At 44.1% G+C, this 19927-nt stretch carries 16 protein-coding genes and 1 pseudogene; 8 read left to right on the top strand and 9 right to left on the bottom strand.

Annotated elements, in window-relative coordinates; translation table 11 throughout:
- The first annotated feature begins 62 nt into the window (after window positions 1-62).
- The gene (hemW, locus tag ACO4R2_RS04330; RefSeq protein WP_484769330.1) at window positions 63-1157 is read left to right on the top strand and encodes a radical SAM family heme chaperone HemW; all 1095 of its coding nucleotides are present in this window, start codon (window positions 63-65) and stop codon (window positions 1155-1157) included.
- Between the two features lie 79 nt (window positions 1158-1236).
- Here hemW and ACO4R2_RS04325 read toward each other — a convergent pair whose 3' ends face one another.
- Both ACO4R2_RS04325 and ACO4R2_RS04320 read right to left on the bottom strand, forming a co-directional pair.
- Window positions 1237-3258 (bottom strand): transketolase family protein, encoded by a 2022-nt coding sequence (locus ACO4R2_RS04325; protein WP_484769329.1) that lies wholly within the window; start codon window positions 3256-3258, stop codon window positions 1237-1239.
- Window positions 3259-3351: 93 nt separating this feature from the next.
- Window positions 3352-5937, bottom strand: a complete 2586-nt coding sequence (locus ACO4R2_RS04320) for an ATP-dependent Clp protease ATP-binding subunit (RefSeq protein ID WP_484769328.1) — start codon at window positions 5935-5937, stop codon at window positions 3352-3354.
- Window positions 5938-6170: 233 nt separating this feature from the next.
- Here ACO4R2_RS04320 and ACO4R2_RS04315 point away from each other — a divergent pair, with 233 nt between their 5' ends.
- Genes ACO4R2_RS04315 through ACO4R2_RS04295 form a run of 5 tightly spaced genes read left to right on the top strand, consistent with a single transcriptional unit; the run spans window position 6171 to window position 10473 of the window.
- Complete coding sequence (locus ACO4R2_RS04315; RefSeq protein ID WP_484769327.1) at window positions 6171-7052, top strand: YicC/YloC family endoribonuclease; 882 nt, start codon at window positions 6171-6173, stop codon at window positions 7050-7052.
- Window positions 7053-7109: 57 nt separating this feature from the next.
- A complete protein-coding gene (gmk, locus tag ACO4R2_RS04310; protein ID WP_484769326.1) occupies window positions 7110-7709 on the top strand; it encodes a guanylate kinase in 600 nt (199 codons plus the stop codon).
- Window positions 7706-8299: a nicotinate (nicotinamide) nucleotide adenylyltransferase gene (nadD, locus tag ACO4R2_RS04305; protein ID WP_311489965.1), complete on the top strand. Its 594-nt coding sequence runs from the start codon at window positions 7706-7708 to the stop codon at window positions 8297-8299. The genes gmk and nadD overlap by 4 nt, the downstream gene beginning before the upstream one ends.
- Window positions 8300-8313: 14 nt before the next feature.
- Window positions 8314-9297: a Gfo/Idh/MocA family protein gene (locus tag ACO4R2_RS04300; RefSeq protein ID WP_484769325.1), complete on the top strand. Its 984-nt coding sequence runs from the start codon at window positions 8314-8316 to the stop codon at window positions 9295-9297.
- Window positions 9298-9312: 15 nt separating this feature from the next.
- Window positions 9313-10473 carry a DUF4421 domain-containing protein gene (locus ACO4R2_RS04295; protein WP_484769324.1) on the top strand — a complete coding sequence of 387 codons (1161 nt, stop codon included), beginning with the start codon at window positions 9313-9315 and terminating at the stop codon, window positions 10471-10473.
- On the opposite strand, the gene ACO4R2_RS04290 is transcribed toward ACO4R2_RS04295, so the two are convergent.
- Genes ACO4R2_RS04290 through ACO4R2_RS04265 form a run of 6 tightly spaced genes read right to left on the bottom strand, consistent with a single transcriptional unit; the run spans window position 10467 to window position 17081 of the window.
- Window positions 10467-11069, bottom strand: coding sequence for a uracil-DNA glycosylase family protein (locus ACO4R2_RS04290; RefSeq protein ID WP_311489963.1), 603 nt, complete (start codon window positions 11067-11069; stop codon window positions 10467-10469). The genes ACO4R2_RS04295 and ACO4R2_RS04290 overlap by 7 nt on opposite strands.
- A 29-nt stretch (window positions 11070-11098) precedes the next feature.
- Window positions 11099-11623, bottom strand: coding sequence for a C40 family peptidase (locus ACO4R2_RS04285; RefSeq protein ID WP_484769323.1), 525 nt, complete (start codon window positions 11621-11623; stop codon window positions 11099-11101).
- Window positions 11624-11677: 54 nt separating this feature from the next.
- Window positions 11678-12616, bottom strand: coding sequence for a thioredoxin-disulfide reductase (gene trxB, locus ACO4R2_RS04280; protein WP_484769322.1), 939 nt, complete (start codon window positions 12614-12616; stop codon window positions 11678-11680).
- Between the two features lie 20 nt (window positions 12617-12636).
- Window positions 12637-13257 (bottom strand): outer membrane lipoprotein periplasmic chaperone LolA1, encoded by a 621-nt coding sequence (gene lolA1 / locus ACO4R2_RS04275; protein WP_347719011.1) that lies wholly within the window; start codon window positions 13255-13257, stop codon window positions 12637-12639.
- A 39-nt stretch (window positions 13258-13296) separates the two neighbouring features.
- The gene (locus ACO4R2_RS04270) at window positions 13297-15858 is read right to left on the bottom strand and encodes an FtsK/SpoIIIE family DNA translocase (RefSeq protein ID WP_484769321.1); all 2562 of its coding nucleotides are present in this window, start codon (window positions 15856-15858) and stop codon (window positions 13297-13299) included.
- 5 nt (window positions 15859-15863) lie between these two features.
- Window positions 15864-17081, bottom strand: a complete 1218-nt coding sequence (locus ACO4R2_RS04265; RefSeq protein ID WP_484769320.1) for a M64 family metallopeptidase — start codon at window positions 17079-17081, stop codon at window positions 15864-15866.
- Between the two features lie 81 nt (window positions 17082-17162).
- Here ACO4R2_RS04265 and ACO4R2_RS04260 point away from each other — a divergent pair, with 81 nt between their 5' ends.
- A complete protein-coding gene (locus tag ACO4R2_RS04260) occupies window positions 17163-18443 on the top strand; it encodes a YihY/virulence factor BrkB family protein (RefSeq protein ID WP_484769319.1) in 1281 nt (426 codons plus the stop codon).
- 7 nt (window positions 18444-18450) lie between these two features.
- Complete coding sequence (locus ACO4R2_RS04255) at window positions 18451-19296, top strand: ATPase (RefSeq protein ID WP_347719042.1); 846 nt, start codon at window positions 18451-18453, stop codon at window positions 19294-19296.
- 409 nt (window positions 19297-19705) lie between these two features.
- Here ACO4R2_RS04255 and ACO4R2_RS04250 read toward each other — a convergent pair.
- Window positions 19706-19927: pseudogene (locus tag ACO4R2_RS04250) on the bottom strand (hypothetical protein); the annotation flags it as partial.

The raw sequence follows: 19927 nt of genomic DNA, 5'->3' as shown, positions 1-19927 counted from the left end.
AAATTTAGTGTTTTTCCTTTTTACCTAAAAATAATGTTGTAATTTAGACGAAAAATTTACTCATGCTGGGATTATATATTCATGTTCCTTTTTGTCGTAAACGCTGCATTTATTGTGACTTCTATTCCACAACTTTAGGGATAGAAATGAGTCAGCTGTACACGGATGCTCTTTGTCGGGAATTGAAAGTCTATCGTGGCGAGGAGCTTTCTACTATCTACTTTGGTGGTGGCACTCCATCACAGTTAACGCTCTCGCAGTTTTCGCAGATTTTTGAAACAATCCATCACAATTTCTCTCTGTTGTCTGATGCTGAAATAACGATGGAGGTTAATCCCGATGATGTTACGCAGGAATTTGCTATGGAGCTTACCAGTTGGGGCGTGAATCGCGTTAGTTTGGGGATTCAGACATTCAACGATGAACGTTTGAAATTCTTAAATAGACGTCATACTGCTCAAGAGGCTATTCAGGCTGTTGAGCGGATAAATAGTGTGGGGATAAAGAATATCAGTATTGATCTTATCTATGGGCTCCCTAATGAGACGCTGGAGGAATGGAGAGAGGATGTGCAGTTGGCTTTATCGCTCTCTATTACGCACCTTTCGAGCTATTGCTTGATGATAGAGGAAGGGACTGCACTCTTCAAACTCTGGGAGAAAGGGCAGGTTAAAGAGGTGGAGGAAGATATGGAGCTTTCGATGTTTCAATCCTTGATAGAAATGACTGAATACAAAGGTTTTGAGCACTATGAGATTTCTAATTTCGCTCGTGAAGGCTTTCGCTCTCAACACAATTCTAGCTATTGGCAAGGCCTGCCATATATTGGCTGCGGACCTGGGGCACATAGCTTTGATGGGCGTACCCGTCGCAGCAATAACGCCGATCTGCGGGCTTATATAGCTGCTCCTGGACTTCCTCCTCATTCGGTTGAAAACTTAACGGAGGAGGAGAGATTCGAGGAACTCGTCTTCACGCGTATGCGGATGATGCAAGGGCTCAACCTGGAGGAGGTGCCGTCTGATAAGCGCCATCTGCTTCTGCTACGCGCTAAGCCGTTTATAGATAATGGGGCTTTGGAATGTGTCAATAATCATTTACGTCTCACACGTTCTGGGATTTTTATCTCCGACTATATTTTCTCCGACCTTATATAAATAACACAGCACATGGAGGTTATATTACCTCGTTGGAGGTCTATCCCATGTGCTGTGTTGTATTTATGAATCTACTAACTTAGTTTTTCACGAAGTCGACGATTTCCTTATAAATATGCTCGGGAGTAAAACCTAATTTCTCATCGAGCACTTTGTATGGAGCACTAAAGCCAAAGCTGCTCAGTCCATGGATGCGGCCTTGCAGGCCTACAAGGCCTTCCATTGTGACGGGCAAACCTGCTGTCAGAGCGAATGTCTTCACATTCTTGGGAAGCAGAGTATCTTGATATTCTTTAGATTGCCGACGGAAGAGGCCTTCACTAGGGCAGCTTACTACGCGGGCTTTGATGCCTTCCTTTTGAAGTAGCTGTTGAGTGTCGCACAAGGTGCCAACTTCTGAACCGTTAGCCACAAGGATAACATCGGGATGGGCTTCTTTGATGACTTCAAAGGCTCCTTTCTGAGCTTGTGTGTAGTCGGTTCCTGCCGGAAGATCGCGCACGTCTTGGCGACTAAAAATGAGAGCCGTAGGCGTGTCTGTATTTTCCATTGCCATCTTCCAGCACTGCGTATTTTCTTGGTTGTCGCAAGGACGCAGAACGCGTACGCTATCTTTGCCGTGATGGTTTTTCAGTTTCTCCATTAGGCGAATTTGTGCCTCCTGCTCAACGGGTTCGTGAGTCGGACCATCTTCTCCCACGCGGAAGGCATCGTGAGACCAGATGAATTTCACGGGGATTTCCATCAAGGCTGCCATGCGTATGGCGGGCTTCATATAGTCGGAGAAAACGAAGAATGTGCCCATTGCTGTGATGATACCGCCATGAAGCATCATACCGATGCAGATACATGCCATCGACAGTTCGCTGACGCCTGCTTGGAAAAAACCACCAGCGAAATTGGTACGGGAGATTTCTGTAGTGTATGCCAAGAAACCGTCAGTTTTGTCGGAGTTGCACAAGTCGGCCGAACTAACAATCATATTGGGGACATGTTTGGAGAGCATTGCAAGGATAATCTTCGAACCATTACGCGTTGCCGAGTTGGCTTTATGCTCTATTTCGCCCCATGGCAGCTGAGGTAGGCGGTTAGCAAACCAGTCGGCTTGCAACTGTGCCTTGGTTGGATTCTCTGCTGCCCATGCCTGTTCTTCTGCGCGTAGGCTACGCACCTCTTTGCGCAGTTCTTCGAGGCGTTCGGCATACATCTTTTCCACTGCTGGTCTCACCTGGAAGGGATTGTCAACATCAGCGGATAGATTCTTGAGTGTCTGTATGTAGTTGTCTCCACCGAGGGGAGCACCATGAGTTTGGCAGCACTTTTCGTAGCTACTGCCATCGGCCTTTCTCGCTCCTTTTCCCATCATCGTATGACCTATGATAAGAGTGGGGCGCTGGCTTTCTTCGGTGGCCTTTATCAAGGCTTCTCGAATCTGTACGGGGTCGTTACCATCAATCTCAATAACGTTCCAGTTCCACGCCTGATATTTCAGCGCGGTGTCTTCACTGATAACATCGCTCGTTGGGGTCGATAGCTGAATGTCGTTGGAGTCGTAGAACATGATGAGGTTGTCCAAACCCAAGTGGCCTGCAATGCGGCCTGCACCCTGCGAGATTTCCTCTTGGATACCGCCGTCAGAAATGAATGCATAGATCTTCTCGCGTTTGAAACCTGGGTTACCTGTACGCGCATAGAGGGCTTTTGCTGCAATGGCAGCACCCACGGCATAGGTATGGCCTTGTCCCAATGGGCCGCTGGTGTTTTCGATGCCGCGTTCCACGCTGCGTTCGGGGTGGCCAGCCGTGGGAGAGCCCCACTGGCGAAATTGCTTGAGCTCGTCCATTGTGAAGCGTCCGCAAAGCATCAACTGAGCATAGAGCATCGGCGACATATGCCCAGGGTCAAGGTAGAAGCGATCGCGACATTCCCAAGAGGGGCAATCGGGATCGAACTTAAGGAATTCTGAATACAGAACATTGATGAAGTCAGCACCACCCATGGCACCTCCAGGGTGTCCTGATTTTGCTTTCTCTACCATGGCTGCAACAAGCACGCGGATATTGTCAGCTGCTTCTGTAAGAAGTTGAGATGTATGTTCCATTTTCGCTATTAGGTGTTTGTTTGTAGATGTGAGCAAAGTTACAACTTTTTACTCACGTTTCCTATTTTTTCTACTATTTCTGAGATGGGGCTGCTACTTATTTTTCGCACCTTTCTCGTCGTTCGATCTTTCGATTGCCTGAGCAGATTTATCCTTGTGGACTGAATCTTCGGTGATATTAACCTTTAGCTCGCCTTCGGCCATGTCGAAGCGAACTGTGCGAGCTGCTTGACTGTCGGCACTCTCGAGGAGCAAATCACAAAGGCAATCTTCCACATTTGTTTGTATGGCGCGCTTCAGTGAGCGGGCTCCATATTGTGCATCAAAGCCTTTTTCCACCACATAGTCCAGAGCGGCAGTGGAGAGATCGAGGTGGAGATTCATGGGAGCTATCCGCTTGCACAAGAGATCTAATTCTATCTTGGCAATCTTCTGTGCATCAGTCTTTTCTAAAGGATGAAACATAATGATATCGTCCAAGCGATTGAGGAATTCTGGTGCAAACTGGTGTTGTAGGGCCTTCTTCACTATCGCTTCTGCATATTGGTGGCTGTTGGAGCCCACTTCGCCCGTATGGAAGCCGATACCTTGTCCAAATTCGCGAATTTGGCGCGTGCCGGTGTTAGAGGTCATGATGATAATCGTATTGCGGAAGTCCACCGTTACGCCATTGCCGTCTGTCATGCGCCCTTCGTCCATCACTTGCAGGAGGGTGTTGAAGACATCGGAGTGTGCTTTCTCAATTTCGTCAAGTAGAATCACCGAATATGGATGGCGGCGCACTTTCTCTGTCAGCTGTCCACCTTCTTCGTAGCCTACATATCCCGGAGGGGCTCCAACGAGGCGGCTGGTGGAATATTTCTCGCCATATTCGCTCATGTCAATGCGTATGAGCGAATCCCTGCGGCCAAACATCTGCTCGGCTAGGCATTTCACTAAATAGGTCTTACCAACGCCTGTGGGACCCACAAAGAGGAAGGTCCCCACGGGGCGGTCGTGCCCCTTCAATCCCATACGATTGCGAGTAATGGCACGCACAAGCTTCTCTATGGCAGTATCCTGTGCCACTACGCGGCTTTCCAGTTCGGCTTTCATGCTTTTCAGACGCGTTGCTTCGCTTTGTACCACGCGCTGTATGGGCACGCCGCTGATGTTGCTCACCACGTTGGCAATGTCGTCCTCTGTGATGGTCTGACGGTATGTCTTCTGTTCTGACAGCCACTGGCGATTGCGTTCGTTCAACTGCGTTTGGAGTTGTACGGATTCATCGCGATAGCGGGCAGCACGTTCGTAATCCTGCTCCTTAGCGGCTTGGTCTTTCTGTTGCTTCAATTCCACTATTTTCTGCTCCATAGCAACTATGTCTGCTGGCACATTGAGGCTCAGTAAGTGCTTCTGACTTCCAGCTTCGTCAAGGGCGTCGATGGCCTTGTCGGGGAGTGAGCGATCGGTGATATAGCGTTCCGTTAGGTGCACACACGCTGCCAATGCCTCCGGGGTGTAGGCCACATTGTGATGCTCCTCATAGCGTTCTTTTATGTTATGGAGGATTTGCAGGGTTTCTTCGGCGGTCGTGGGCTCGAGGAGCACCGACTGGAAGCGACGGGCTAGGGCTCCGTCCTTCTCGATTGTTTTACGATACTCGTTTGTGGTCGTGGCGCCGATACATTGCACCTCTCCGCGTGCTAAGGCGGGTTTTAGGATGTTTGCAGCATCCAAACTACCGGGAGCTGACCCTGCACCAATAATGGTATGAATCTCGTCAATAAAGATTACTATTTCGGGATGGGCGTTGAGCTCTTTCATCAAGCGACGGAGGCGTTCTTCAAACTGTCCGCGAAATTGTGTGCCAGCCACAATCGAGGCCATATCAAGGGCGATGATGCGTTTGTTTTGAAGCAGACGAGGCACTTTGTGGGAAACGATGAGTTGAGAGAGGCCTTCCACAATGGCACTCTTGCCCACACCTGGTTCACCGATGATAATGGGGTTGTTCTTCTTCCTACGGGACAGAATCTGCGCCACACGCAAAATTTCTTTCTCACGACCCACAACGGAATCCAAAGCGCCCTGAGCGGCTTTCTCTGTGAGATCGGTTCCGAAATTGTCGATTATCGGGGTGGGCGAGCTACTGCCATCGCTGGGCATTGACATGGCGTTGGGGGACTTATGCGAACGCTCTTCACTGTCCATGGGAGGATGGGGCTGTTCGTCATCGGAGAATCCAAACGAACCTTCTATCTGAGGGATTTGGGGGAGGTTATCTGTCACGATAGAATAGGTTATATTATATGTATTAAGGAGGGTGCGCGCTGCGTTGTTAGAATCGTGAAGGATGGCAAGGAGCAGGTGTAGTTCGTTGGCCATCTCTTCTCCATAGCGGCGTGCTTCGAGGAGCGTTAGTCGCAGCAAACGACGGCTCTCTATACTCAGAACTAGCGCTTCGGAGGAGGGGAGTGGAGACTTTTGCAGCGAGTCCAAACGAGCCATAATTTGCTGTTTCAGCTCTTCTATAGGGCATGATAGCGACTGCAACATTTGCATAGCTTGGCTTCTCTCATCGTGGAGCAAACCGAGCAGCAGGCAGTCAGTGGAGATGTCGCTCAATGCTTTCTCCTGCATCGCCTTCCGACAGAAGGCGAGTACTTGTGTGAGCCCTGGTGAAAGTTCGTATGTCATAATCTTAATTTCGTTGATGTGACTATGTGTAGAAGTAGAAAGAAAATGCAAATTTCGTGCCGTTTTTTATTCTCTCTTAGCTTGATGTTTTTGCAACGCTTGTATTTACAGAAGAGAGAGATTTTCCAATTCACTAAGATAAGAATAAAGTGAGAATGCTAAAAAAAGAGGGATAGTATAGGGAAATTGGAGAAAGAGTTGTATTTTTGCTTAGTAATAAAAAGCTTATAGAAATGATACAATCTATGACCGGCTATGGCAAGGCCGATGCGCACTTTGGAGATAAGAAAATCCATGTGGAAATCAAATCGCTGAATTCTAAATCGCTCGACTTGAATGCACGTATTGCACCACTCTATCGCGAACGAGAAATAGAAATTCGTAAGATGATAACGCCTATTGTGGAACGTGGTAAGGTGGACTTCAGCATCTGGACCGAAAAGGAAACTGCTGCTGAAACTGCTCCTATCAATGCGGAAGCTGTGAAGAGCTATATGGCTCAATTGCGCTGCATTAGCGAAGAGGTGGGCTTACCTTTCAACGATAGCCAGGCTTGGCAGCTACTGGTGCGCCTGCCCGATACAACGGCAGTACAAGTCTCGGAGGAACTCACCGACGAGGAATGGGCGGTGGTGAACTCAGCTATCAAAGAGGCTCTTCAACATTTGGTGGAGTTCCGTAAGCAGGAGGGTGAAGCTCTCTATCGGAAGTTTGAGGAGAAAATCAACAATATCTCACAGCTAATGAAGGAGATTGAGCCCTTCGAGAAAGCTCGAGTGCAGAAAATACGCGAACGCCTCGAAGCCCGACTGGAAGAGCTCCTCGGTGTGGACTATGACAAGAATCGCTTGGAACAAGAGTTGATCTACTACATCGAAAAACTTGACATCAGCGAAGAGAAACAACGCTTGACAAACCACCTACACTACTTCTGTGAGACAATGGACAGAGGACATGCAGGGCAGGGAAAAAAACTCGGTTTCATCGCACAAGAGATGGGACGAGAAATCAATACAACGGGCTCAAAGTCGAATCAAGCCGAGATGCAAAACATCGTGGTGATGATGAAGGATGAGCTCGAACAAATCAAAGAACAGGTGCTCAACGTGATGTAAAACAGTAAAATAAACGCAAACAGTTTCCCCTCTTTTTGGGGCAGATCAGAGAAGATTATGCAAGAAAAAAACGAAAACCAGTTGAGCCCAGGGCGAGTGGTCATCTTCTGTGCCCCCTCAGGCACGGGTAAGAGTACGCTGATACACTACCTCATTGAGCAGCACCCCGAACTGAATCTGTATTTCAGTATCAGTGCCACATCACGCCCTCCTCGTGGTGCCGAACTGCATGGTGTGGAATACTTCTTCCTCAGCCCCGAAGAGTTTAAAGAACACATCGATCAGGGGCATTTCTTGGAGTATTGCGAGGTGTATAAAGACCGCTTCTATGGCACGCTACGCAGCCAAGTGGATCAGCAGTTGGCAAAAGGCGAGAATGTTATTGCCGACTTGGACGTGATAGGCGGACTCAATGTGAAGCAAGCCTATGGCGAACGCGCCTTGACGGTATTTATTCAGCCGCCTTCTGTCGAAACTCTGAGAGAACGCTTGGAGAAACGCGGTACGGATACACCAGAGGTGATTAACGACCGCATCGCCCGTGCGGAATACGAGATAAGTCGCGCACCAGAGTTTGACTGCATCGTGACCAACGACAACCTCGAACAGGCAAAAAGCGACATCTACCGCGTGGTGAGCAAATACCTACTGCAATGAAGCGACTCTGCATCTTTGGAGGGTCGTTTAACCCTATTCACTTAGGCCATATCGGCATAGCACGTGCCGTGGTGGAACAGCGTCTCTCGGATGAAGTGTTGCTCATGGTGTCGCCACAGAATCCTTGGAAGGAGGAGAGTGACTTAGCCCCTGAGGCCGACCGCCTGTGGTGGGCTTCTGAGGCCGTGAGAGAAGAACCCCATATTGAGGCAAGCAACTTTGAATTCTCCCTCCCGCGCCCATCATTTACATGGCGCACTTTAGAAGCTCTCCGGAGCGTCTACCCCCATTGTAGACTACAACTCCTCATAGGGGGCGACAATTGGAGATCCTTCGACCATTGGGCACATTATGAGGAGATTCTTGCTACTACAGACATCATTGTCTATCCCCGGCAAGGAAGTACAGTAGAGCCCCTCAAAGGGCACGAAAAGGCAAAGGTCTATGTGCTCAACGCTCCATTGTTTCCATGGAGCAGCACGCAGATAAGAACTGCAATCCAGCGAGGAGAAAATGTGAAAGAGAGGATGCCAGCAACAATTCTTGAAGACGTGGTGAGCACCTATACGAAAGTATTACACAACGAATAAAACACACCATTATCATGCCGGAAAATATCAGTTGGGGCTTCATTGGATGTGGCGAAGTCACAGAGAAGAAAAGTGGACCAGCCTTCAGCCTCGTAGAGAACTCGAAGGTCGTCGCTGTTATGCGCCGCAACAAAGACAAAGCGCGCGACTATGCTCTGCGTCATGGCATTCCCAAATGGTATGACGATCCGATGAGCTTGATTCATGATCCTGACGTCAATGCAGTTTATATTGCCACACCGCCCAGTACGCACGCTACTTATGCAATCATGGCCATGAAAGCTGGCAAACCTTGCTATGTTGAGAAACCGCTGGCAAGCAACTACGAGGACTGCTGCCGTGTGAATATGATTTCAGAGAAGACGGGAGTGCCTTGCTTTGTGGCCTACTATCGGCGTTATCTGCCTTACTTCCAGAAGGTGAGAGAGCTGATAAAAGCAGGCTCAGTGGGGCGCGTTATCAACGTGCAGATACGCTTTGCCGTACCACCTCGTGATCTCGACTATAACGATAAGAACCTGCCATGGCGCGTGCAAGCCGACATCGCGGGAGGAGGATATTTCTACGATTTAGCCCCTCATCAGCTCGATTTGCTGCAAGAGATGTTTGGCCCTATCATTGATGCCGAAGGCTATACAGGCAATCGCGGTGGACTCTATCAGACGGAAGACAGCGTGAGTGCTTGCTTCCGCTTTGCCGATGGGCTGCCAGGTAGCGGCTCTTGGTGTTTTGTAGCCCACGACTCCGCTCGTGAGGACAGTGTGGAAATCATTGGCGATAAAGGCAAATTGCATTTCTCAGTATTTACCTATGCGCCTATAGTGCTGCATGATGCGCAGGGTAGGCAAGAGTTTAGCCCGGAGAATCCCGAATATGTGCAGTTGCCACTGATACGCAATGTGGTGGAGCATCTGCAAAGCAAAAGAGTGTGCACCTGCGACTGCGTGAGTGCAACCTCAGTGAACTGGGTGATGGATCGCATATTGGGTAAAATATAATTCTCTAATAAACGAATGAAAAGAGTTTTACTAATCCTTTGCTTATTGCTACTGACTGTTGGGTTGCAGGCCCAACAGGTGGTGGATAGCGTATGTGCAGACACCGCGCTCATCGGCATCATACCAGAGGAGCAACTCTTTCCACCGAAACACTCATTTGGCGACTTCTTGAAACGAATGAGGATGAGCATTAAGAGTGGCATACGCTTCTTGGATAAGACAGATAGCACCTACATAGAACCGAACCACTATGATTGGACCGTGATGGGACAAAATAGCAATTTTTTTCAAGTGATCACTATGACGGTTAAAACGGAGAAACAGCATTATCAGACGCTCTCGTTCCGCCCTAAACCCATGTTTAAGATTGGACCATACCTTGGTTGGCGGTGGATATTCCTTGGATATAGCGTAGATGTCAGTAGACCCTCGAGTGCTGGCAAATCAACAGAATTTGATTTCAGTGTATATAGCAGTAAAGTGGGAGGAGACATTGTATATATTCATAACAACGGAAAGTTCAGACTGCGTAAGACGCAAGGATTCGAGGGTGTAGATAAGTTCCAATTCAGTGGCACCAACTTCCATGGATTAGAAGTCAATACGCTGAGCTTGAATGCCTATTATATTTTTAATCATCGCCGTTTTTCCTATCCAGCAGCGTACAATCAGAGTACGTTGCAGAAACGCTCTGCAGGAAGCGTTATCATGGGCTTTCGCTACGACAAACAGAAGCTAACATTCGATTACACTCAGCTACTCTCTCCGCTGAGTGAGAGACATTCTGTGGCATCTGTCATGAGCGATGAGTTGAAGTTCTCACGCCTTAGTTATCAGGACTTCTGCTTGAGCGCAGGCTATGCCTATAATTGGGTGTGTGTTCGTAATTGTCTCTTGTCCATTTCGGCAACGCCAGCATTGGGGTATAGAGCCGAAAAAGGCACTAAAGTGAAGTACGATAAATTGCTCTATAACGCCATTCGTTATGTAGCAGTAGATTTTATAGGTCGTGCAGGCTTTGTGTGGAATACAGGAGATAAATTTGCCGGTGTGTCGTATATCACGCATCTCTATGGGTATCATAGCCGACACTTGACGATAGCGAACTCTGTGAACTATCTCAATGTCTATGCTGGCTTCTACTTTGGCAAGAAGCAAAAATATCGCCGTCAGTGAGTGGGGCACATTCCCAACTCTTCAAACATACGGCGATAGATGGCAGCTTTCTTGTCTAAGCGCATCGGATAAGCCCGACTGCTGCTAGGCATACGATAGAGCCTCAGAGAGCGTCCTTCAAACTGAAACGTGGAGTAGTCACCCACAGCCGGTTGCTTTCCACAGAAGTTCTCTACGAAGGTGTCCGTTGCCTTCTGCCCCGTGGTGCAGATTGCCTGAAGTTCTGGCAAGCGACGCAAGAGTGCCGGTAAATCAGTGGGAGTGACGACTTCTAAGAATTTATCGCTCGCATTGTCCTGCAAGCGGCGCACCTCTGTGGCCGTATCGTAGCAGCCACACCCTAACTCAGTGAGAAAGGGGACTAGCTCATTGAGTTTGAACGTCTTCTGCTTTACATCTACAAAAAAATCCTTATCATCCTTGAATATAATACCGAAGATGCGCCACATATCATTGATGAAATTAGGATAGAAAAAATTCATGCTCCATCGCTTCTGCTGTGGAGGAAAACTTCCCATCATCAACAGGCGGGCATGAGGAGGTAAAAAAGGTTCAAACGGGTGACGCTCAATGGGAATAATGATACTATCTGTCATAAACTATAAAAGCTTTATATAAAGACTACTTATTCTTTATCACACACTTTTCCTCCAGCTAGCCAGTATTTCTGCCAGTAGGAGCCTTCAAGGCTCTCTACAACAACTCCACGACTACCAGCGTGGATGAACTTATCGTCCTTCAGAAAAATACCTACATGACCACATCGCTCACTACTATTAGGAGTGCGGAAGAATACAAGGTCGCCTTGTTGCAACTGACAACGTTCTTTGAGTTGGACATCCCACTCGTATTGTTCCACGCTGCGTCGATGTAGCTGCTTATCGTAGATCCGCGCATAAATGGCCATAGTCAGCCCAGAGCAGTCTACACCATTGCGCGTAGTACCTCCAGCAACATAGGGAGTACCTAGCCATGTTGCAGCCTCCAAGAAAAGTGCATGATCATCGTGCTCTTCAATGCGAATACCCAAAGCAGAATCGGCATAGGCCAACGCTCGGAAGTTGGTATTGGAGAAGTTCTTCTGTGTACTGCACGAGTGAAATGTAACGAGTAACAGAAAAAAGGTAATGACTTGGAAGATAACTTTCACGATAAAGGAACAAAAGCCCCCTCCATGACGGAGAGGACTTGTATGGAGCGGTTGTTATAGATAATTTTCTTGGAGGTAGTGATTAACTTCAATAGCAGCCTTACAACCGCTAGCTGCAGCTGTAACAGCTTGTCTGTAGAGCGGATCAGCAACATCACCAGCAGCATAAACTCCTGGTATCCCCGTCAAAGGTGTAGCACCTTCAGTGAGAATATACCCTTGCTCATTCGTCTTAACCCAAGGTGCAAAGAGGTCACTATTAGGCTTATGTCCAATGGCTAAGAAGAAGCCGTCAATAGGCAAATCATATTGCTTCTCATCTGCTTCTCCTTTGCGGTGAACCAAATGGGCTCCCTCTAACTTTCCTTCACCAAAGAGTCCTATTGTATTGGTTTCAAAGAGAATCTCAATCTTGGGATTCTCCATTATGCGGTCCTGCATCGTCTTACTAGCGCGTAGGAAAGGTTTACGCACAATCAAATAGACTTTATCTGCTAAACCAGCCAAATAACTTGCTTCTTCGCAGGCAGTATCACCACCACCTACAACGGCAACAGTCTTCTTACGATAAAAGAAACCATCACAGGTGGCACAAGCACTAACGCCATGTCCCTTATAGGTTTCTTCATCAGCTAAGCCAAGATATTTAGCAGTAGCTCCCGTTGCTATGATCAACGTGTGGCATAATACCTCACTACCATCATCAAACGTCACAGAGTAGGGGGCTTTATCTAGATTTACCTTAGTGGCTATATTAGAACGAATTTCTGCACCATAACGCTCTGCTTGCTGACGCATATTATCCATCAAGTCATACGCTTCAACACCTTCAGGAAAGCCAGGAAAATTCTCCACCTCACTTGTAGTTGTGAGTTGTCCACCCGGCTGCAAGCCTTCGTAAATAACAGGACTGAGTCCTGCACGCCCAGCGTAAATTCCAGCAGTATAGCCAGCAGGGCCAGAACCTAAAATTAGGCAACGTATAGTTTCCATTAATTATGTATTTTAAATGTTTATCGTAAGTCGATTACTTCCACTTTGGGATAGTCTTTCTTACTAAATTCAAATGTGCTCTTACTAAACTTAATCCCCGTCTGAAGCTGACTAATACGGAAGCGCATCCAGTTGCCTTTCGCATCTTTCAATCGAACGTTCATAAGATTACCATTAGTGTCGACAAGTACAACTAATCGCTGAAAAGAAGCGCGTGCCTTAGGTACGACAGTTATCTTACGGCATGTCTTGCCAGCATAAGTATCTGATTCCATATAATAGCTGCAGTTTTCACGATAGAGGTTTATGAACGCTGTTGGATTCATTTTCTGAATCTCTGTTTCAGTAGGGGTGCTCACATTTACTTCGTCACTTCCTGACATCATGGACCAAAGAGTTTTACCATTGAACCAAGTTGTCATACTACCTGACTGAATTTTAAATTTATTTCCCTCTGTTTGAATAGTACCAAGAACAGTACCATTAGGACTTAACCCTTTAAAAGTTGTAGCTTCAAAGGAAGCCTTAACTCCCGTTTTTTGTAATTTAGTTGCAACTTGATTAAGAATCTGCCCAGCACTCTGTGCGAAACATGGCAATAGCACAAAGGATAAGAGTAAAGTAGAAAGCGTCTTCTTCATATTCTTTCGTTTTTATTTTATTTCGAATATATCATAGTCTTAATTACCTAACATTTGGTCAAGTTGGAATTCGTCTTGTATCAAGACTTCGCGAGGTTTGGCACCTCTTGCAGGTCCAACAATACCTGCATTTTCTAGTTGATCCATCAGACGCCCCGCACGATTATAACCTATAGAGAACTTGCGCTGAATGAGTGAGGTTGAACCTGCTTGGTTCATGACGATATAGCGAGCAACTTCTTCAAACATAGAATCACGTTGTCCACTATCATCACGACTTCCTTCTCCTTCTCCATTGCTTTCTTCTGCAACTTCTGGAAGTTCAAATGCAGAAATATAACCTTGTTGACTTGCAATGAATTCATTGATGCGTTCTACCTCAGGGGTATCCACAAAAGCACACTGCACGCGCACAGGTTCATTACCACTCAAGAATAGCATATCACCACGACCGATAAGTTGCTGAGCACCAGTACGATCTAGAATGGTCTTAGAGTCAATGCCAGAAGATACCTTAAAGGCCATACGGGCAGGGAAGTTAGCTTTAATCGTACCTGTAATGATATTTGTTGTAGGTCGCTGTGTCGCAATAATCATGTGCATTCCTACCGCACGAGCTAATTGGGCAATACGTGCAATCGGAAGTTCAACCTCTTTGCCTGCAGTCATAATCAAATCACCGAATTCATCAATAATGATTACAATATAAGGCATAAATTCATGTCCATTGGAAGGATTCAGCTCACGATTAATAAACTTCTCGTTATACTCTTTTATGTTGCGAACTCGTGCTTTCTTTAGTAAATCATAACGATGATCCATAACAACGCAAAGACTCTTCAGGGTTTCAATGACTTTCCTTACATCTGTGATAATCGGTTCTTCATTATCTGGAACTTTAGCTAAGAAATGTTTCTCTATGGGGGCATAAATGCTAAACTCTACTTTCTTAGGGTCGATGATAACAAACTTTAACTCAGCAGGATGCTTCTTATAGAGCAAAGAAGTGACGATAGCGTTCAAGCCAACAGACTTTCCTTGTCCGGTAGCACCAGCAACTAACAAGTGAGGCATCTTGGCTAAATCCACCATATAAACATCATTAGTAATAGTTTTACCAAGCGCAATAGGGAGAGCAAAGTCAGCTTCCTTGAATTTTTTTGTGTTCAAGATACTTTCCATTGAAACAATCTTCTTATTTCGATTTGGAACTTCAATACCTATTGTTCCCTTCCCTGGCATAGGAGCAATAATGCGAACTCCTTCTGCTGAAAGATTCAGAGCTATATCATCTCCCAAATTACGAATCTTGCTGATGCGTACACCTGGAGCTGGCGTAACTTCATAGAGCGTAATTGTTGGACCAATTGTTGCTTTGATATTAGTAATCTCCACTCCAAAATCATGAAGAACTGTAACAATACGATCCTTATTACTTTTTTGTTCTTCCATATCGATACTTGGACCTTCATTCTCATACTTTTTTAACAAGGAGAGAGTGGGGAACTTATAATGTTCTAAATCCTTACGTGGATCATATGGACCTAGCACCTCTAACGGAGAAGCAACAGTCTTAGTACTAGCACCTTTCTCTGGATCTTCTGCCTTTGTTACTTCCAGTTCTTTATTCATATCTGTATCAATCACAGATAATGCATCTACAGAGGGAGTAACAGCAATAGAAGTAACTTCAGTTTCAGAATCACCTAAATCAATTGTAGTAGCCACGCCATTCGGCTCTTCATCTTTCTGATTTTCGTCCGTAATATCTAATGGATTATCTGTTTCATCTTCAATCGTTTCTTCGTCACCTTCATTCTCTGCACCCTTATTAGCGTCTAAATCAAGCAACTCGCCGTGAAAGTCTTCATCGTTTCCTTCATCATCCTTTATAACTTCGTTTGCTACAGAGTGTTCTACTCTATATTTAGACGGATTAAAGAGCAAGCGAATAAATTCTATCGTTTGGCCTGAAAAGTAAATCAAATAGAGAATACCTATCACTATCATCAAAATGATAGTTCCTATCAATCCTATGTTACTTGTGAGATATTGACAAACAAGATAGCCATGCCCTCCTCCCCAATCTGGCTGGAAAGGGATCTTCATAAGTTTCTCTGGAAAAACGTTGAGAAACTCTTTAGAAGAAAGAAGAGTTAGTACAACGGACCCCCAAATCATAAGTACCGAACAGTTTACAAACCATTTGCGAAGACGAATCCCATATGTATCCATGAACTTCAAACTCAGCCCAATCATGAAGATGGGAAAAAAATAGGAACACACTCCAAAGGCTTCGTTGAAAAAATAATTTGCTATGTATGCTCCAATCTTTCCTCCGTAGTTAACAAACTGTTGATTGCCTATATTATTTTCTAGCTGTGTCTGATCAACGCTTGCAGTATAAAAAAATGAAGTAAAGCATAGGAACATATACAACGCCAAAGCAAAGGTAATCAAACCTAATATGAATTTCAGCTTTTCCCCACGCAACAGTTCTTTCCATCCGTCCTCAGGACTGAAGATAGACTTGAGATTCACATTACCATCTTTTGTTTTATTTTTATTGGCAGTCTTTCGAGTTACTTGCTTCTTTGCCATGATTTCTATTTCGTGTAAAAGTCTATAAGTTGATTCAGTGCACGTTGACAAACTCCACAAAATTCAGGATATTCATTTGTCTTCATTCGGCAGTTTTCAAAACCTCTGTATACATTTTTAGCTTGATAACCTGCACCTTCATACATCTTTGCACCTCGCACGTCTTTCCATTTAGAATCGTCAGGATGGGTCGTGATATTTGATTCCCACGGCTCTGTTGCTGCATTATATGTATCAGAGAATTGCGTATCATTATAATATTCGTCTGCCAGACCTCCAAAGCTATGCCCAAACTCATGCACAACAACAGAGCGAAAAGCACTATGTTTTGCTGTAGTCAGTGTATAGGAGTTATAAATTCCACCACCGCCATAATTATCCGTATTGGCTAAAATAATTATATGTTCATAAGGAATACCTTGTAAAGCATCACTAAGTTTACGTAAATTCAATGTTGTTAAATAGCGATCGGAATAAAATGTATCAAAATGACTAGACAAGACCGTTTGCTTCCATAATCCCCGTTTGGGTATACTAATACCGCTATTTTGTGAAGGTAAAGCCACCGCCACAATATTAAAACAATCTTTTCTACTCTTGAATGGTTCATGCGAAAACAACGATTTCATCGCTATAATGGCATCGGAATAAAAATTATTTTGCTCTGCCTCTGTATATCCTTCTGCCACAATGGCAATATCGATCTTTTTATCTGGAACGCCAGCTTTCCATAGATACTTATGCGGAGCTACTTGCAATCCATCAAGGGAGCGAATAAGAATATCCCGTGGATGGATGGTCATTGCAAAACTTGATACAACTTTAGAGTGTGTGTCGTATAGTTCGATACTGAGCAAAGCTGAGTCTGTAGGCATAGGCATCAAAAACACATTCTGGAAGGCTTTATTTACCCTTTTTGCTTCTTCTGTAGTTAACCACTCTTGAAATAACGTTGAAAAAGAGTGTCGATACAAAACTTTTTTAGTTCGTGCATCTTGCAAACACAGTTGACCATTTCCTCGCAAAGGTACTGCATTTAAATGGCCACGACGCCCAGCCCAACCATTGAAAGTACTTAGTTCTTCAATAGAAATATATTGTTTTTCAACAGTGCCTGAAAATATAAAATCTGCACGAAGTGTACGAGAAAAATTAAGACTTTGACTTTTAAGCGGCTGGAATATAGATACTGCCAAAAGTATGAAATAATACAACTGTCGCATGTTCTATGAAATTTGAATGCAAACTTACAAATTTATTCGTAATTTAGCAGCTCAAACCAACCTACATCTTAATAAATCATTGTGAATTTGAAAGATTTTGAGAACCGATTGGTGCGCGGTATGTGGCTTGCATCCTATCCTCGTCTTCAGTATTATTGGCAGGCTCTGCTTCAACGTTTGTTTTTGGCAGGACGCATCTTCTGGAACGAACGTATGACTTTTCGTGCTGGTGCACTCACCTATGTTTTTATTTTGGCTTTGGTTCCAGTTTTAGCTCTTATTTTTGCAATCGCAAAAGGTTTCGGCTTAGATACTTATATTGATAGTCAAATACATGAAACTTTTTTCTCTCAGCCTCAAGTTGTTGACGCTCTCTTAACTTTTGTAAATCGCTATTTATTAAATACTCAACAGGGTGTTTTTGTCGGTATTGGTATTCTTATGCTACTCTATACCGTTTGGTCTTTAATGAGCGGTATAGAAACTACCTTCAACCAAATATGGCAAATAAAACAAGAACGAAGCATTTTTGCACAAATCAAAGATTACATATTTGCAGCTATTTTTCTTGCTATATTCCTGATTATCAGTTCAGGATTATCTATCTTCTTAAGTAATTCTTTAGAGTCAGCAATAGGATATATTCCTTTTATCAAGCAGGTTCCACTTCTTTGGAGTGTGCCATATATTCTTATGGTACTCTTCTTCACGCTACTCTATAGTTTTATGCCTAATACGAGTGTACGTTTACGTAGTGCATTCATTGCAGGCCTACCGGTAGGGATTCTCATACAATGTAGCGTATATGGATATTTCTATTTACAAATGACGATGACTAGCTACAATGCTATTTATGGTTCATTGGCAGCTCTGCCACTCATCATGATTTGGGTACGTATTCTTTGGTATATCATTCTTTATGGTACGGCTTTAAGTTATGCAGATCAACACATAGGAGAATATGCCCATAGTCGCAATAATATTTGGAATAGGACCTCATTTGATAATTTAAGTATTTCAATTTGTATATTTATTTTTCAAAGGTTTAAGCATGGAAATACTGCACCACAAATAGTAGAACTTCAAGAAAAGTTTAAAGTTCCAACATTTATTCTTGATATCACTTTGGACAAATTAATTTCAGCTAAGATCTTATTGGTTAATTCTTCTAATCAAGGATTCATTCCTGCAGCTGATCTATCTTTACTGACAGTAGGAAAAGTGCTTTATGCTTTGGACAAACAAGGGAGTACTATCTCATTCTCTCATGGTTCAAGCAAATTTAAAAACTATAGAAATAATTTGTTTACTGGTGGCTTTAACGATGAGTTAATAGTCAATTTATCAAACGATGAGAAATAATACCAACATTGTTCTAATTGCAGACAGCGGCAGTACTAAAACAGATTGGTTGCTACTAAAAGGCAAAGATGAACTTTCTAGATTCAGCACACAAGGAATCAACCCTTTTATGCTGACTGAATCAGAGATAACGACTATATTAGCAACTGAACTACCTCAACTACCAGCGAATGTCGAATCTATTCATTTCTATGGAGCAGGATGCAGAGGAGAGTTATCTGCTATTGTAAAATCTGCAATACAAAGTCTTTTCCTCACGGCGAATATTCAAGTAGAATCAGACTTACTTGGAGCAGCTCGCAGTGTGTGCGGTAACGAACCTGGCATAGCTTGTATCTTAGGTACGGGCTCTAATAGTTGCCTTTATGACGGCAAGATCATTGTAGAAAATGTATCTCCATTAGGTTATATACTGGGTGATGAAGGCAGCGGAGCAGTCATGGGAAAGCATCTTATAGCTGATATTCTGAAACACCAAATATCTGAAGATATATCCAAACTATTCTTTGATAGGTATCAACTAACTCCCGATCAAATTATTCAAAAAGTATATAGAGAACCTTTTCCTAATCGATTCTTAGCCTCTTTTGCTTTATTTATAGGTGAGAACAGGCATAATATTGATATACATAATTTTATAATTAAAGAATTCAAGTTTTTCTTTAGAAGAAATATAGATCAATATCATCGTCTCAATCTTCCGGTAAACTTTGTGGGAAGTATAGCTTTCTTTTTTAGAATTGAACTTCAAGAAGTGGCAAAATCTTTGGGTTATCGCATTGGCCGTATATATAGAACTCCTCTAGATGGTCTTATGAAGTATCATTCTGCGCATAATAATAAGATGCGCTAAGATTTCTTTTTAACATTATTATTGAAGCATTACTGAAATTCTAAAACTACTGTTGTGAAACAATTTCTGCATCACGCATTCGCACTCTCTTTTGAGATTTTTTAGACTATAGCAGAGGGATTTGAGAAAGAAATATTTCATCCAATATAAATCCCAATTCGGTTTGGGAAACTCATGAAAGAGCGTTTCTTAAACCGAATTGGGGTTTATTGTATTAGCCGATATCTTTATTGCATCAGCTGATATCCTTGTTGTATTTGAGAATATAATAAGAATATTTTAAACTATCAAAGAAAATTGAGGTTCGGTAATGTCTGAAAAAGTGTGTAAGATTCTCCTTGTCCTTTCCCCCATGCTTGGGAAACCCAAGCATGAGGGCAATTTGTGATGTTGATATTTCTTTGCCATTTTACCATATTTTCCACTCCCCAAAATACGGCAGCCGTCTTGCATACGTCCCTTCCGTTTTCTCCTTGGCAACAGATCCCAAGAGATAAACTACAGAGGCAGGAGAAGGCATCGCTCCACGCATGAGTAAGGTGCGCTTATAACTTCTATTCAGTCGTTCCACCCAGTTAACCCAAATTCGGTTTAAGAAACGCTCCTTCATGAGTTTCTTAAACCGCACACG

The organism is Alloprevotella sp. (assembly GCF_057240785.1).
Note: the sequence above shows the minus strand (reverse complement) of the source record. Positions and strands in the feature narration are given on the sequence as shown.